The 14,868-nt window shown below is 66.3% G+C and carries 15 protein-coding genes; 13 read left to right on the top strand and 2 right to left on the bottom strand.

Features of this window, described 5'->3' with window-relative positions; all coding sequences use genetic code 11:
• The coding region (locus tag NC4_RS01215; protein ID WP_067531283.1) for an acyl-CoA dehydrogenase family protein at nt 1–896 on the bottom strand (896 nt) is incomplete at its 3' end.
• 20 nt (nt 897–916) lie between these two features.
• A complete protein-coding gene (locus NC4_RS01210) occupies nt 917–2,110 on the bottom strand; it encodes an acyl-CoA dehydrogenase family protein (RefSeq protein WP_067531281.1) in 1,194 nt (397 codons plus the stop codon).
• Between the two features lie 153 nt (nt 2,111–2,263).
• Between NC4_RS01210 and NC4_RS01205 the strand changes: the two genes are divergently transcribed.
• From NC4_RS01205 to NC4_RS01145, 13 genes are all read left to right on the top strand, one after another.
• Entirely contained in the window at nt 2,264–2,452 is a 189-nt protein-coding gene (locus NC4_RS01205) for a ferredoxin (RefSeq protein ID WP_067531279.1), read from the top strand.
• 45 nt (nt 2,453–2,497) lie between these two features.
• Nucleotides 2,498–3,400, top strand: a complete 903-nt coding sequence (locus NC4_RS01200) for a 3-oxoacyl-ACP reductase (RefSeq protein ID WP_067531277.1) — start codon at nt 2,498–2,500, stop codon at nt 3,398–3,400.
• A 303-nt stretch (nt 3,401–3,703) separates the two neighbouring features.
• Nucleotides 3,704–4,468 carry an MlaE family ABC transporter permease gene (locus tag NC4_RS01195; protein ID WP_067531275.1) on the top strand — a complete coding sequence of 255 codons (765 nt, stop codon included), beginning with the start codon at nt 3,704–3,706 and terminating at the stop codon, nt 4,466–4,468.
• 4 nt (nt 4,469–4,472) lie between these two features.
• The gene (locus NC4_RS01190) at nt 4,473–5,324 is read left to right on the top strand and encodes an MlaE family ABC transporter permease (protein ID WP_067531273.1); all 852 of its coding nucleotides are present in this window, start codon (nt 4,473–4,475) and stop codon (nt 5,322–5,324) included.
• 9 nt (nt 5,325–5,333) lie between these two features.
• On the top strand, nt 5,334–6,575 hold the full coding sequence (locus NC4_RS01185; protein WP_084528337.1) for an MCE family protein: 1,242 nt from the start codon (nt 5,334–5,336) through the stop codon (nt 6,573–6,575).
• Nucleotides 6,576–7,604 carry an MCE family protein gene (locus tag NC4_RS01180; protein ID WP_084528336.1) on the top strand — a complete coding sequence of 343 codons (1,029 nt, stop codon included), beginning with the start codon at nt 6,576–6,578 and terminating at the stop codon, nt 7,602–7,604.
• Nucleotides 7,601–8,671 carry an MCE family protein gene (locus NC4_RS01175; protein ID WP_067531271.1) on the top strand — a complete coding sequence of 357 codons (1,071 nt, stop codon included), beginning with the start codon at nt 7,601–7,603 and terminating at the stop codon, nt 8,669–8,671. The genes NC4_RS01180 and NC4_RS01175 overlap by 4 nt, the downstream gene beginning before the upstream one ends.
• The gene (locus tag NC4_RS01170; RefSeq protein ID WP_067531269.1) at nt 8,668–9,909 is read left to right on the top strand and encodes an MCE family protein; all 1,242 of its coding nucleotides are present in this window, start codon (nt 8,668–8,670) and stop codon (nt 9,907–9,909) included. Before NC4_RS01175 ends, NC4_RS01170 begins: the two co-directional genes overlap by 4 nt.
• The gene (locus tag NC4_RS01165; protein WP_067531267.1) at nt 9,909–11,126 is read left to right on the top strand and encodes an MCE family protein; all 1,218 of its coding nucleotides are present in this window, start codon (nt 9,909–9,911) and stop codon (nt 11,124–11,126) included. The genes NC4_RS01170 and NC4_RS01165 overlap by 1 nt, the downstream gene beginning before the upstream one ends.
• Nucleotides 11,123–12,538 (top strand): MCE family protein, encoded by a 1,416-nt coding sequence (locus NC4_RS01160; protein WP_067531265.1) that lies wholly within the window; start codon nt 11,123–11,125, stop codon nt 12,536–12,538. Before NC4_RS01165 ends, NC4_RS01160 begins: the two co-directional genes overlap by 4 nt.
• Nucleotides 12,535–13,329, top strand: a complete 795-nt coding sequence (locus tag NC4_RS38605) for an Rv1363c family protein (protein WP_084528335.1) — start codon at nt 12,535–12,537, stop codon at nt 13,327–13,329. Before NC4_RS01160 ends, NC4_RS38605 begins: the two co-directional genes overlap by 4 nt.
• Nucleotides 13,326–13,817, top strand: a complete 492-nt coding sequence (locus NC4_RS01150; RefSeq protein WP_067531263.1) for an Rv1363c family protein — start codon at nt 13,326–13,328, stop codon at nt 13,815–13,817. Before NC4_RS38605 ends, NC4_RS01150 begins: the two co-directional genes overlap by 4 nt.
• Nucleotides 13,818–13,864: 47 nt before the next feature.
• Nucleotides 13,865–14,806, top strand: coding sequence for an oxidoreductase (locus NC4_RS01145; RefSeq protein ID WP_067531261.1), 942 nt, complete (start codon nt 13,865–13,867; stop codon nt 14,804–14,806).
• Nucleotides 14,807–14,868: the final 62 nt, after the last annotated feature.

Here is a 14,868-nt window from a genome sequence, read left to right as displayed (position 1 = left end):
AGCCGCCAGGCGGCCTGCTGGACGGCCAGGCGCACGGCCTGGACCTCGATGTAGGCATCGGCCAGGCGCTGGGCCACGGCCTGGAAGCTGCCGATCTTGCGGTTGAACTGCTTGCGCTCCCGGGCGTAGTCGGCGACCAGCTCCAGGCCCTTCTCCAAGGTGCCGAGCTGCTGGGCGGCCAGGCCCAGCCAGGCGCGGTGCAGCAGCCACTCCAGGATCTCCGGGCCCTGCTCCAGGGTGCCGATCAATTCGGCGGGGGCGCCCTCGAATTCGAGCTGCGCCTCGGGGGAGCGGTCGGTGACGATCTGATCGGACAGGTGCACGCCCGGATCGGACGGATCGACCAGGAACAGCGCGGCCTGCCCGGACACGGTGGCGGGCACCAGGATTCGGGTGGCCTGCCGGGCGAACGGCACGGTGGTCTTGAGACCGGTGATGCGCCAATGGCCGTTCTCGTCCGCGGTGGTGACCGGTTTGGCGGGCTCCCAGTTGCGTTCCTCGGTCAGCGCCACGGTGAGCACGACCTCGCCCGCGACGGCCCGTGCGGCCAGTTCGCGCTGGGCCTCGGAACCGAACTGTGCGAGCGCGCCCGCGCCGAGCACGATCGACCACAGGTACGGCACGGCGGCCACGGCCTTGCCCAGCTCGCGCAGGATGGATGCCTGCTCGAGCACGCCGAAATCACTGCCGCCGACGGTTTCCGGGAGCGCGGCCGCCAGCACGCCGGTCTCGGCGAGCGAGCTCCACAGCGTTTCGTCGAAGCGCACGGTGCGCGCGCCGTCGGCGTCGGTGTTCTTGTCGAGCTCACGCAGCTTGTCGGCGGTGACCAGCTTGCCGGTCACCTCGGCGGTGAGCCGCGCCAGGTCCTGCTGCGCTTCGGTAAGAGTGAAATCCATGTCTGCTACCTAGCTTTCGATCAGCGCGCGGCCGGGGGCTGCTTGAGGGCGGTCATGGCGATGATGTCGCGCTGCACCTCGTTGGTGCCGCCGCCGAAGGTGAGGATCAGGCAGGCGCGGTGCATACGCTCCAGGCGTCCGCGCAACTGCGCGCCGGGGGAGTCCTGGCGCAGGTAGGCCTGCGGTCCGAGTACCTCCATGAGGGTGCGGTAGGCCTCGGTGGCCAGTTCGGTGCCGTACACCTTGCAGGTGGAGGCATCCCACGGCCGCGGCGCGGCATCCCCGCCCGCATCGGCGCGCGAGGCGATCTCCCAGTTCAGCAGCTTGAGGTATTCCACCTTGGCGTGCACGCGGGCCAGCGCGATCTGCACCCATTCCTCGTCGATGACGCGGGAACCATTGCTGTTCTTGGTATTGCGCGCCCATTCGGTGGTCTGCGCGACCGCCAGGGCCAGCGGCGCGGAGGAGGTCAGCGCCACCCGCTCGTGATTGAGCTGATTGGTGACCAGCGACCAGCCGCCGTTCTCCGGGCCGACCATATCGGTATGCTTGACCCGCACGTCCTGGTAATAGGTGGCGCTGGTGTCCGGCCCGGCCATGGTGTGCACCGGCGTCCAGGAGAAGCCCTCGGCTGTGGTCGGCACGATGAACATGGAGATGCCCTTGTGCTTCTTGGCTTCCGGATCGGTGCGCGCCGCCAGCCAGATGTAGTCGGCGTAGGCGATGAGCGAGGTCCACATCTTCTGGCCGTTGATGATCCACTCGTCGCCGTCGCGCACCGCGCCGGTGCGCAGCGAGGCCAGGTCGGTGCCCGCGCCCGGTTCGGAATAGCCGATGGCGAAGTGCAGTTCGCCCGCCGCGATCTTGGGCAGGAAGAACTTCTTCTGCTCCTCGGTGCCGTAGTGCATGATGGTCGGCGCCACCGAGTTGATGGTCAGGAACGGCACCGGGGCGCCCGCGATGGCGGCCTCGTCGGTGAAGATCAGCTGATCCATGGTGGAGCGGTCCTGCCCGCCGTACTCCTCGGGCCAGCTCAGGGTGAGCCACCCGGCGCGGCCCATCTCGGCCACGACCTCGCGGTAGACATTGCCCGACCCGTACTCACCGGTCTGGGCCGAAAGCGCTTCCCGCCGTTCGGGAGTGATGAGACGAGCGAAATAATCACGCAGCTCAGCGCGCAGCTGTTCCTGTTGCGGCGTGTATGCGATCCGCATAGCAGTACCTCTAGCCTTCGTTTCAGGGTTCAGCCGATCATTGCACAGCGGGTGAAACATGTTCCAGTATGAGCCCTGAATCGGGGTGTTTCGGCTACCCGTGCCGACCCTCGCTTGTTAGGCTCGGCCCATATCAGCCCAAAGGAGTCGGTCATGAAGCCCACTGTCGATCTCGACCAGTGCGAAGCGAACGGAATCTGTGTCGGAATCGCCCCCGACGTGTTCGATCTCGATGACGACGATGTGCTGCACATCGTCGAGTCCGAGGTCACCGAGGCCAATAGGGCCGATATCGAGACCGCCGTGGCGCAGTGCCCCAAGGCTGCCCTCAAACTGGGCTGAATCCGCTATTGCCCGTGGAGCGGAACACGTTCTAGAGTCGGCCCGGTGAGCGAATCTGATGTGAGTCTTGCCGGTCGGGTTGCGGTCGTGACCGGAGCCGGTGCCGGGCTGGGCCGGGCCGAGGCCCTCGAGCTGGCCCGCGCCGGCGCTTCGGTCATTGTGAACGACCTTGCCGAAAACGACGCGGTCAGCGCAACCCTCGCCGATATCCGGGCGCTCGGGGCCAAGGCGGAGTTCGTGGCCGGTTCCATTGCCGAGCGGGCCACCGCCGATGCGCTGATCAGCACCGCCGAGGAGGCTTTCGGCGGGCTGGACATCGTGGTCAACAATGCCGGGATCACCCGGGACAAGATGCTGTTCAATATGTCCGACGAGGATTTCGACGCGGTCGTCGCGGTCCACCTGCGCGGGCACTTCCTGTTGACCCGCAATGCCGGTGCGTACTGGCGGGCCAAGTCCAAGGAGGCGGGCGCGCCGGTCTACGGGCGCATCGTCAACACCTCCTCGGAAGCGGGCCTGCTGGGCCCGGCCGGACAGGCGAATTACGGTGCGGCCAAGGCGGGTATCACCGCGCTGACGCTGTCGGCCTCGCGCGCGCTGGCCAATTTCGGCGTGACCGCCAATGCCATCGCGCCGCGGGCGCGCACCGCCATGACCGAGAAGGTCTTCTCCGCGGCCCCCGAGCAGGGCCCGGATCCGCTCTCGCCCGACCATGTGGCGCGCTTGGTGGCCTATCTGGCCTCGCCCGCCGCCGCGGCAGTCACCGGGCAGCTGTTCGTCGTCTACGGCCCGATGGTGGCCCTGATGGCGGCTCCCGTGGTGGAACAGCGCTTCGACGCCGAGGGCGAGTGGAGCACAGCGGGTCTTGCGCGGACCCTGGGCGATTATTTCGCCGATCGACCGGCGGGCGCGACCTTTTCCGCGTCCTCGCTGATGGATCTCGGTTAGTCAACCCTCACATCAGTTTGCCGGGGGTTTCGGCCCCCGATCAGCGGTTGATCATGGCATCAAACGTTGGTAGGAATGGGGACTAACTATGTGTGACGCCTCACAAAAGTGTCATGCGCGTGACGGTGGGCTCGAGGTGAACATGTTCTCAAAAATGGACACTAGTTCAGAAAGAATCCCTGTTAGAAACCGTCGAAATCTTCCCGAGCGGCATGAGAACGTGTTCTAATATTCGGGTAGGGTCGGGATCGCAAATCAATCTCGGCTGCTATAAGCCAGGCAGGGGCAGGAGGAATCGCGGGAATGAATGATGTCCTCGCCGTACCGTTGCGGGCGGTCGGAGGGTTCTTCGAACTTGTCGGCGCCGTCGCCCGCGCATCGGTGCGGCCACCATTCCAGCGACGTGAATTCGTTGATCAATCGTGGTTTGTCGCAAGGGTTTCCATTCTTCCGACGGTGCTTGTGGCCATTCCGTTCACGGTGCTGGTGAGCTTCACGCTCAACATCCTGCTCCGTGAGATCGGCGCCGCCGACCTCTCCGGGGCGGGCGCGGCATTCGGCGCCGTCACCCAGATCGGCCCCATGGTCACGGTGCTCATCGTGGCCGGTGCGGGCGCGACCACCATCTGCGCGGACCTCGGCGCGCGCACCATTCGCGAGGAGATCGACGCCATGCGGGTACTGGGCATCGACCCGGTGCAGCGCCTGGTGGTGCCCCGCGTGCTCGCCTCCATGTTCGTGGCGGCACTGCTCAACGGACTCGTCTGCACCATCGGCATTCTCGGCGGCTTCCTGTTCTCGGTCTTCCTGCAGGACGTCAATCCCGGCGCCTTCGTCAATGGCATCACGCTGCTAACGAATCTGCCGGAACTCGTCATATCGGAAGTGAAGGCAACCTTGTTCGGACTCGTCGCCGGACTGGTCGCCTGTTATCTGGGCCTGAACGTCAAGGGCGGCCCGAAGAGCGTGGGCGATGCGGTGAACCAGACCGTCGTCTTCGCCTTCATGGCACTGTTCGTCGTCAACGTGGTGGTAACAGCCGTTGGCATCAAGTTCACGGCGCGGTGATCAGATGGCTTTCGTGATTCAGTCCCGCTTTCCGAAGGTCATGCGGCGCGTGCGCCGGACCGGCGACGCCGTCGACTCGGTCGGCAAGCACGCGCTGTTCTATGCGCAGTCGCTGGCCTCGGTGCCCAAGGCCTTCGTGCACTACCGCACCGAGACCATTCGGCTCATTGCCGAGATCTCCATGGGCACGGGCGCTTTGGCGGTGATCGGCGGAACCGTCGTGATCGTCGGCTTCCTGACCCTGGCGGCGGGCGGCACCATCGCGGTGCAGGGCTACAGCTCGCTGGGCAATATCGGCGTCGAGGCGCTGACCGGCTTCTTCGCCGCCTTCATCAATGTTCGCATTGCGGCGCCGGTGATTTCGGGCATCGGCTTGGCGGCCACCATCGGCGCGGGCGCGACCGCGCAATTGGGCGCCATGCGCGTCGCGGAGGAGATCGACGCGCTCGAGGTCATGGCCATCCGCCCGGTTCCGTTCCTCGTCGGGACCCGGGTGCTGGCGGGCATGATCGCCATCATTCCGCTGTACTCCCTGGCCGTCATCGCCTCGTTCATCGCCAGTCGCTTTGCGACAGTGGTGATCTACGGGCAGTCGGCCGGTGTGTACGACCACTACTTCGAGACCTTCCTGATTCCCAGCGACATCCTCTGGTCGTTCGGGCAGGCGATCGTCATGGCCATCACGGTCATGATGATCCACACCTATTACGGCTATCACGCCGCGGGCGGACCGGTGGGCGTGGGAATCGCGGTGGGCAACGCGGTGCGCGCCTCCCTGGTCGCGGTCGTCACGGTGACACTGCTGATCTCGCTGGCCATCTACGGCACCTCCGGCAATTTCCATCTCTCCGGGTAGGGGCGGGACATGGTGACACAACAGGACCCGGTGCGGAGCCCGATCGGCTCCCCCTTCGTCGAAAAACCCAGGCCCAAAAGAACACTCGAACAGGGCTGGGTCGTCAAACTGGCCGGTGTCGGCCTGATTCTCGGGCTGGTCGTCATAGTGGTGATCTGCCTGGTCAGCTTTGCGGGCGGCTTCACCCAGACCGCCAAGGTCGTGGTCGCGGCCCCGCGCAGCGGCCTGGTGCTGGATCCCGATGCCAAGGTCAAGGTTCGCGGCGTGGAAATCGGCCGGGTGGCGGGTATTACGCAGACCGCCGACGGGGCGAACATCGAATTGGCCGTGGACCATGAGCAATTGAAGCTGGTGCCCGCCAATGCCGTTGTGGATATTCGCTCCACGACCGTGTTCGGCGCGAAGTACATCAATTTCATGGTGCCGGAGAATCCGTCCGGCGACTCGCTGCGTCCGGGCGCGGTCGTGCAGGCGAACAATGTGACCGTCGAATTCAGTACTCTTTTCCAGCATCTCAATGACGTGCTCGCCAAGGTCGAGCCGGAGAAGCTGAACGCGACGCTGTCCGCGCTGGGCTCGGCCCTGGAGGGCCGCGGCGAGAAGCTGGGCCAGCTGCTGGTCGACAGCGACGCCTTCCTGCGCGAGATCAACCCCTCGCTGCCGACCCTGCAGCAGGATCTCCGGAAGACCACCCAGGTGACCGGCCTGTACGCCGACACCGTGCCGGACCTGTTGCGCACCACCGACAATGCGGTGGTCACCAGCGGCGCCATCGTGGACTCCGAGCAGAAGATCGACGCGCTGCTCACCAATCTCATCGGTCTGGCCGATACGGCCACCCCGATCCTCAACGAGACCGAATCACCTCTCGTGGAAGCACTCCGGCTGCTGCGTCCGACCACCGAGACCCTCTACGAGTACCGGGACTCGCTGTACTGCACCATTGTCGGCCTCGGCTCGAATATGCCGATCGTGGGCGATATCTTCGGCGGCCGCTACGCGGCGGTCACCATGAACGCCAGCATCATGCCCGCCGGTGAGCCGTACAAGTATCCGGAGGACCTCCCGAAGGTGAATGCCACCGGCGGCCCGCACTGCGAGGGAATTCTGGACCATGTGCCCGGACAGGAAGCCAACTACCTGGTCACCGACACGGCCGAGGGGCACGTCTTCGTGCCCGCGACCACGCCGCGCGCCAGTGAGGGCACCGTCTTCCAGCTGCTGTTCGCCGGACTGCCGGGGGTGAAGTAAGTGAAGTTCAAGCCCCGCGCGGTCACCGTCAAACTCGGCCTGTTCACCCTCGTCATGGTGTTGGTGCTCGGCATGCTCGGCATCGTGTTCAGCCAGATGCAGTTCTCCTCGGAGAACGGCTACAACGCCGTGTTCACCAGCTCCTCGGGCATCCTGCCCGGCGCGAAGGTGCGCATCGCGGGCGTGCCGGTGGGCTCGGTGAACAGCGTGAAGGTCGGCAAGGACAATCTGGCCCACCTCGAATTCGACGTGGACAGCAAGTACAAGCTCTACAGCAGCACCACCGCCGCGATTCGCTACGAGAACCTCGTGGGCGACCGGTATCTGGAACTGCTGGAGGGTCCGGGCAACGGTCAGGTCCTGCGCGACGGCGCGACCATGGGCACCGATCGCACCAAGCCCGCCCTGGATCTGGACATGTTGCTCGGCGGTATCAAACCGCTGCTGCGCGGGCTGGATCCGGCGCAGGTCAACGACCTCACCGAGGCGCTGCTGCAGATCTTCCAGGGTCAGGGCGGCACGCTGGTCTCGCTGCTCAACAGCTCCGGATCCTTCGGCAAGACGCTGTCCGAGCGAGATGCCTTGATCGGCAGCGTGATCGACAATCTGAAGACCATGCTGGCCACCATCGACGATCGCGATCAGCAGTTCGCCACCACCCTCGACGAACTCCAGCGACTGGTCAGCGGTCTGGCCGAGGACAAGGATCCGATCGCCGACGCCCTTCCCCGATTGTCCGGGGCCACCGGCGATCTCACCGAACTGCTCGCGCAGGCCCGGCCGGATCTGAAGGACACCATCACCCAGCTGGGCCGCACCGCCGAGGTCCTGGACAACGGCTCCGGCGAGGCGGAGTGGATCATCCAGAATCTGCCGGAGGCCTACAAGAAGCTGGTCCGCATCGGCTCCTACGGTTCGTTCCTGAACATCTACGCCTGCGCGACCAACCTGCTGATCGACGGTCCGGACGGTAAGCCGATGCTGATCCAGATGCCCGGCGGACAGACCACCGGGAGGTGCGCCAAGTGAGCGAACAGCGTTCGCCCGCAATCGATGTGGGCATTATCGGCATCGTTCTCGCGGTGACCGTCTCCCTGGCCGCGCTGCAATTCGACCGGTTGCCGTTCCTGGCCTCGGGGACGCAGTACACCGCCTACTTCGGTGACCCGGGCGGGCTGGTCCCCGGCGACAACGTCCAGGTGGACGGGGTCAAATCCGGCCGCGTGGAAGAGGTTTCGCTGGACGGCGCGAAGGTGCTGGTGCGTTTCTCGCTGGACGAGGGCATCCGGCTCGGCGACAAGACCGGCGCGGCCATCAAGACCAATACGGTGCTCGGGCGCAAATCGCTCGAGCTGAGCCCGAGCGGGGACGGTCGACTGCGCGCCGACGATCCGATCCCGCTGGAGCGCACCACCTCCCCGTACTCGCTCAACGACGCGCTGGGCGATCTGGCCACCACCGTGGGCGGCCTGGACATGCAGCAGGTGAACACCACCCTGGACGCGCTGTCGGAGACCTTCGCCGACACCCCCGCCCCGCTGCGCTCGGCGCTGGACGGCATTACCGCCCTGTCGCGCAGTATCAATACCCGCGATCAGGCGCTGACCGAACTGCTGAGCAAGGCCCAGGGCGTCACCCAGGTGCTGTCCGATCGCGCCGCCAAGATCAGCGCACTGCTGGTGGACGGCAATTCGCTGCTCGGCGAACTGGATGCCCGGCGCACCGCGCTCGCTCAGCTCATCGTGTACGTGAACGGCCTGGCGCAGCAGCTCACCGGATTCGTCAACGACAACGAGGCGCAGCTGAAACCCACACTGGAGCGGTTGAATTCGGTGCTGGACATCCTGCAGCGCAATAAGCAGGACCTGTCCGACGCGCTCGACACCCTCGGCCCGTACGCGGGCGCGTTGGGCGAGCAGGTCGGCAGCGGCCCCTACTTCCAGGCCTACATCTCCAATGCCACCAGTAAGGGCATTCAGGCGCTGATCGACGCCATGGTCTGGCCCGAGCACCTGCCCGCGGACCTGTGGTCCTACCTCGACACCGGCGGCCCGCCGGTGGGTCTCTACCCCGGACTGACGGAGCCCGGCAAATGAACGCACTGAAAAAGGCCGCCGCCCTGCCCCGTTGGGCCCGCATCGCCGCCCTGGTGGCGCTGATCGCCGTCGTCGCCGCACTCGCCTATCCGGCGCTGAGCCGGATCGGCAAGACGCAGATCACCGCGTACTTCCCGTCCACCAGCGGCCTGTACGGCGGAGACGAGGTGCGTGTCCTGGGCGTCCGGGTCGGCACCATCGATTCGGTGGATCCGGGCAAGGACCGGGTCACCGTGAAGATGACCGTGGACCGCGGCGTCGATCTGCCCGCCGACGCCAAGGCCGTCATCGTCTCGCCCTCGCTGGTGTCCGCACGGTTCATTCAGCTGGCCCCCGCCTACACCGGCGGCGCCAAGCTGGAGGACGGCGGCACCATTCCCATCGAGCGCACCGCCATCCCGGTGGAATGGGACGACATCAAGGCCGAACTGTCCAAGCTGGCAACCACTCTCGGCCCGGTCGGCAATGACGAGCAGGGCTCCTTCGGCCGGTTCGTGGACACCGCGGCGGACAATCTGGACGGCAATGGCCAGGCGTTCCGCGACACCCTGCGGGAACTGTCCAGCGCGCTGAACACGCTCTCCGACGGTCGCACCGACCTGTTCGCCACCATTCGCAATCTTCAGCTGTTCGTGGACGTGCTGTCCAAGAGCAATGACCAGATCGTGCAGTTCGGCGGCCGCCTGGCCTCGGTCTCCTCGGTGCTGGCCGGTGTCTCCGCCGATCTCGGTGCGGGCCTGGACAATCTGGATATCGCGGTCGAGGATGTGCGGCGCTTCATCGAATCCCGCGGCGGCGCGCTGACCGAGGGCCTGCAGCGCATGGCCGATGTCACCCAGCTGCTGGTGGACAAGCGGCCCGAACTGGAGACCGTGCTGCACTCCGGTCCCACCGCGCTGGTGAACTTCTACCAGCTCTACAAGCCCGCCCAGGGCACGCTGACCGGCTATCCGGTGCTCACCAACTTCGCCGATCCGCTCAGCTTCATCTGCGGTTCCATCGAGGCGCTCGATACCAATGATTCCGACCGCACCGCGGATCTGTGCGCGCAGAATCTCGGCCCGGCGCTGCAGAGCCTGGTCATGAACTATCCGCCGCTCATGCTCAGCACACCCACCAATGCCACCGCCTATCCGGAGCAGCTGACCTACAGCACACCGGAACTCGCGGCGGAGGCCGGAGCCCAGGTCTCCGTGCCCGGCAGCCTCGCCGATCTGGCCCTTCCGGGAGGCAACTGATGAAGACCCTGCGCGGACGCCGCCGGGTGGCGGGACTGGCGATCGGCCTCGCGATCGCCCTGGGCGCCACCGGATGTCAGTTCGACGGCCTCAACTCGCTGCCCCTGCCCGGCGCCGAGGGCACCGGTGAGGACGCCTGGCAGATCAGCATCCAGATGCCGAATGTCACCACGCTGACCCGCAATTCGCCGGTCCGCGTGCACGATGTCACCGTCGGCACGGTTACCGGGATCGAGGTGGAGGGCTGGCACGCGCTGGTCACCGTCAGCCTCGAGAAGGGTGTGAAGCTACCGGCCAATGCCACCGCAAAGATCGGGCAGACCAGCTTGCTGGGCAGTAATCACCTGGAGCTGGCCGCACCGGAAGACGGTGCGGCACAAGGTGAGCTGAAGCCCGGCGATGTCATTCCGCTGGAGCGGGCCGGTGCCTACCCGACCACCGAGCAGACGCTCTCCTCGCTGTCGGTGGTGCTCAATGGCGGCGACATCTCGCAGCTGGAGAACATCACCTCCGAGCTGAACAAGGCGCTGGTCGGCAATACCGACGCCATCCGGGATCTGCTGCCGCAGCTGAACACCCTCATCGGCACCCTGGACACCCAGACCCAGGACATCATCGCCGCCATGAGCGGGCTGGACCGGTTCTCCGGAATCCTGGCCCAGCAGAAGGATCAGCTGTCCTCGGCCATCGAGAACATCCATCCGGCGCTGACCGTGCTGGCCGATCGGCGGGCCAGTATCACCGGCACCTTGACCGCGCTCGGCGGGCTCAGCGATGTGGTGTCGCGCATCGTCGACGAGGGCGGCGACAATCTGACCGCGGATCTCGCCAATCTGTGGCCCGCGCTGGAACAGCTGGCCAATACCGGCACCAACCTCACCTCGGCGCTGAGCATGCTGCTGACCTTCCCGTTCCCCATGCACTACATGGACGGCGCGGTGCGCGGCGACTATCTGAATGTCAAGATCACCTTCGATCTCACCGCGGCCCGCCTGGCCAAGAACTTCCTCACAGGCACCCCGCTCGGCCCGCGCTACGCGGGCGTCGAGGGCGCGCTCGGCCAGATGGGCGGCACCGCGGGCGAACCGGTCGATCCCAAGACCGCGCCGCTGCAACCGCAGCCGGAATCCCAGCAGCCGACCCTGCCGGGCGTGGGCCCGATTCCGGGGCTGCCCGCGATTCCGGGCATTACCGTGCCGCAAGGGAGTGGACAGTGAAACTCACCCGCTTCGTCAAGATCCAGCTCGCCATTTTCGCGGTGCTGACCGTTATCGGCCTCTCCGTGATGAGCGGTGCGTACGTGGGTGTTCCGGCCATGGTCGGCATCGGGCGCTACGACGTGACCGTGCAATTGGAGGCCACCGGCGGGCTCTACGAGAACGCCAATGTGGCCTATCGCGGCACCAATGTCGGCAAGGTGCAGGCGGTTCGGCTCACCCCGGCGGGCGTGAACGCCGAACTGTCCATCGACAGCGACTACAAGATCCCCTCCGATGTGGACGCCTGGGTGCGCAGCGTCTCGGCGGTCGGCGAACAGTACGTGGACCTGGTGCCCGCCGCGGATCCCCAGGGCGGCAACCTGTCCGACGGTTCGGTCATCAAGGTCGACCGCACCAAGCTGCCGCAGGATGTCGGCACCCTGCTCGATCAGACCGACCGGCTGCTCAACAGTGTCGCCGACACCAAACTGCGGCAGGTCATCGACGACGCCTTCCAGGCCTTCGACGGCGCGGGACCGGACTTGCAGCGGTTCATCGACTCCGCCGCGCTGCTGGTGCAGGAGGCCAAGGACAACTCCGCGGCCACCAAGGATCTGATCGAGAAGATCGGACCGCTGCTCGACACCCAGGTGGAATCGGACGCGGCCATCCGGTCCTGGACCCAGGATCTGGCCACGCTCACCGATCAACTGCGCGAACACGATCCGTCGCTGCGCAATGTCATTGCCAAGACGCCCGGTACGGCCACCCGCGCCACCCAGCTCTTCCAGGATCTGAAACCCACCCTGCCGCTGCTGGCGCGCAATCTGGTCAGCGTCGGCCAGGTCACCTACACCTACGACGCCGGGCTCGAGCAGTTGCTGGTGGTTTTCCCGCCCCTGATCGCAGGTCTGCTGACCGCGGCGACCAATGGGCCGCTCGAATACGGCGCCATGGTGGACTTCATGGTCAGCCTCAATGATCCGCAGGGCTGCACCACCGGCTTCCTGCCCGGCGACGAGCGCCGCTCGGCCGCCCTGCTCGATGCGCCGGACACCCCGGCGGGCCTGTACTGCAAGGTGCCGCAGGATGCGCCCTATGCGGTGCGCGGCATCCGTAATATGCCTTGTATGGAAGTCCCGGGCAAGCGCGCGCCGACCCCGGAAATGTGCCGTGACCCGCAGGGATACATCCCGCTGGGCGACAATCCGCCGTTCGGCGATCCCAATCCGGTGACCCCGGACGGGCAGCCCGCCGGTGCGGCCAATGGGACTCAACCGGCTTCGGTCGAGACCCGGCCGTACGATCCGCTTACCGGAACATTCATGGGTGACGACGGTCGTGACTACCGCATCACCAATATCGGGGCCGACGGCTCCGGAGTGGTTCCGGCCAGCCTGACAGCGATGGTCCAGGAGCAGTTGCGATGAATGAACCGAGTGTGGGGAAGAAGCGGACACGGCGGCGGGCCGTGCGATCGGAGGGGCCGCCGCCGGAGGAGCAGACCACCACACCGGTGAGCGAGATCGTGGTTCCAGTGAGTGGGACCGCCGCGACGGCGGAGGAGCGGATTCCGCAGCCGCCCAAGGCTCCCGAGCCTCCCGTCGCGGACGAAGCCCCCGCCGCGCCGGTCGAACTCGCGAAGAAGGAAGACGCCGCTCCGGCCGTCGCGGCCGACGAGCCCGCTACCGACAGGGTCGCAGCCGAAGCGCCCGCAGCCGCTTCGGACGACAAGTCGAGCAGATGGGCCTGGTATGTCTCGGCGGCCGCGCTCGTACTGGCCGTCGCGGTGGCCGCGGCGACCGTATTCCTTGCCGTCCAGCGCAATAAGCTCAGCGATGAGGAAGCCCTGCGCGCGGACTACGTCCAGGCCGCCAAGCAGGCCATGCTCAATATCACCAATATCAATGCCGACACCGCGCAGGACGACATCAACCGTGTGCTCGCGGTGACCTCCGGTGATCTCAATACCGAATACTCCCAGCGCAAGGACGATTACGCGGCCATCGTGCAGAAGGCCGAGGTGCGCGCCAAGGGCGAGGTCATCGAGGCCGCCCTGCAGACCAGCGACGACCATTCGGCCATCGTGCTGGTGGCCGTCAAGCAGACCCTCACCAATGCGGGGGCGGAGGGGCCGCAGCAGCGGCAGTTCCGATTCAAGGTGACCATCGTCCGGGGCGAGAACGGTTTCACCGCGACCTCGATGGAGATGGTGGTATGACCGCGAAACTGCGTGATCTGCTGATCCTGGCCGGTGCGGCCGCCCTGCTCGTCCTCAGCGTCGGCGCCGGGACCTGGGTCGGCTACGGCTGGTGGCAGGACGATCAGGTCGCTTCCGCCCGTGAGGATTCCGCCGTCGTGGCCCGGCGCGCGGTGCAGGGCATGTTCGGCTACAACTTCCGTACCATCGATGCCCAGATGCCGAAGGTCATGGAGGACATGACCGACGACTTCCAGGCGGACTGGAAACAGGTCACCGATACCGTGCTGGCGCCCGGCGCCAAGGACAAGGAACTGGTGGTCGAGGCCACCGTGGTGGAATCGGGCGTCATCTCGGCGACCGACGACCACGCCGAGGTCATGATCTTCCTGAATCAGAAGAGCACCGGCAAGGATCCGGCCAAGGGCACCTACGATGCCAGCCGGCTGCGTGTGAAGCTCGACAAGGAGGACGGTCGCTGGCTGGTGGCCGACGTCGACCCGATCTAGGCTCCTGAGGTCCATCGAAGGGGGCCTCAGGTGTCAGGAAGATCGAGTTGGGTGAGAAGACGACGCCGTGGACCGCGGCCGACATACCGAATCTGCGGGGCCGCACCGCGATTGTGACCGGCGCCAGCGCGGGACTCGGGCTGGAGACGGCCCGGATGCTGGCCCAGCGCGGGGCGCGCGTGGTGCTGGCCTGCCGGAACATCCAGAAGGCCGCGGCGGCGGCGGAATTCATCCGGCAGACCGCGCCGGAGGCCGAATTGCCGATCGTGCCATTGGATCTGGCCTCGCTGGCCGCGGTGCGCACGGCCGCGGACAAGGTCCGCGCCGAATACGACCGGATCGACCTACTGATCAACAATGCGGGCACCATCAATCAGCGCCGCACCGTCACCGAGGACGGGTTCGAAAGCACCATCGCCACCAATCATCTCGGGCCGTTCGCCTTCACCGGCTTGTTGCTGGACCTACTGCTCGCCGCGCCTCAGGCCCGGGTGGTGACGGTCAGCAGCGGCGGTTCCGAGGATCTCAAGCCCACCCTCGACCTCGGCGACCTGAATTACGAGGGTCGCAAATACCAGCCGCTGAAGGTGTACGGAGCCTCGAAGCTCGCGAATCTGCTGTTCACCTTCGAATTACAGCGACGGCTCAATGGCACCGACGCCGAACTGGCGTCGCTGGCCTCGCATCCGGGTGTAGCGCGGTCGGACTTCGCCGACAATATGGGCCCGGCCATCCGCTTCCTGCACCGCCCGTCCATGCGCTGGATGACCGATTGGCTGTTGCAGTCCACCGAGATGGGCGCCCTGCCCACCCTGCGCGCCGCAGTGGATCCGAAGGCGCGCGGCGGCGAATTCTACGGCCCTTCCGGCAAATTCCGCGGCCATCCGGAACTGAACCGAGCCGGGGACGCGGCCCACGACCCGGACTCGGCGGCGCGGCTGTGGACGGAATCCGAGCGCCTGACCGGAGTCTCGTACCGCATCGACTGAGCGGGCAGCCGAACAGGCAACCCCTGCCATCGGTGGATGGCAGGGGTTGCCGTGCAAGGTGT

The organism is Nocardia crassostreae (assembly GCF_001613405.1).
GTDB classification, from domain to species: domain Bacteria; phylum Actinomycetota; class Actinomycetes; order Mycobacteriales; family Mycobacteriaceae; genus Nocardia; species Nocardia crassostreae.
This window is presented reverse-complemented; position numbering and strand designations above follow the sequence as displayed.

Coding starts and splice junctions, on each gene's coding strand:
- NC4_RS01210 (WP_067531281.1), bottom strand. CDS start 2,110: ATGCGGATCGCATACACGCCGCAACAGGAACAGCTGCGCGCTGAGCTG.
- NC4_RS01205 (WP_067531279.1), top strand. CDS start 2,264: ATGAAGCCCACTGTCGATCTCGACCAGTGCGAAGCGAACGGAATCTGT.
- NC4_RS01195 (WP_067531275.1), top strand. CDS start 3,704: ATGAATGATGTCCTCGCCGTACCGTTGCGGGCGGTCGGAGGGTTCTTC.
- NC4_RS01190 (WP_067531273.1), top strand. CDS start 4,473: ATGGCTTTCGTGATTCAGTCCCGCTTTCCGAAGGTCATGCGGCGCGTG.
- NC4_RS01185 (WP_084528337.1), top strand. CDS start 5,334: ATGGTGACACAACAGGACCCGGTGCGGAGCCCGATCGGCTCCCCCTTC.
- NC4_RS01170 (WP_067531269.1), top strand. CDS start 8,668: ATGAACGCACTGAAAAAGGCCGCCGCCCTGCCCCGTTGGGCCCGCATC.
- NC4_RS01165 (WP_067531267.1), top strand. CDS start 9,909: ATGAAGACCCTGCGCGGACGCCGCCGGGTGGCGGGACTGGCGATCGGC.
- NC4_RS38605 (WP_084528335.1), top strand. CDS start 12,535: ATGAATGAACCGAGTGTGGGGAAGAAGCGGACACGGCGGCGGGCCGTG.
- NC4_RS01150 (WP_067531263.1), top strand. CDS start 13,326: ATGACCGCGAAACTGCGTGATCTGCTGATCCTGGCCGGTGCGGCCGCC.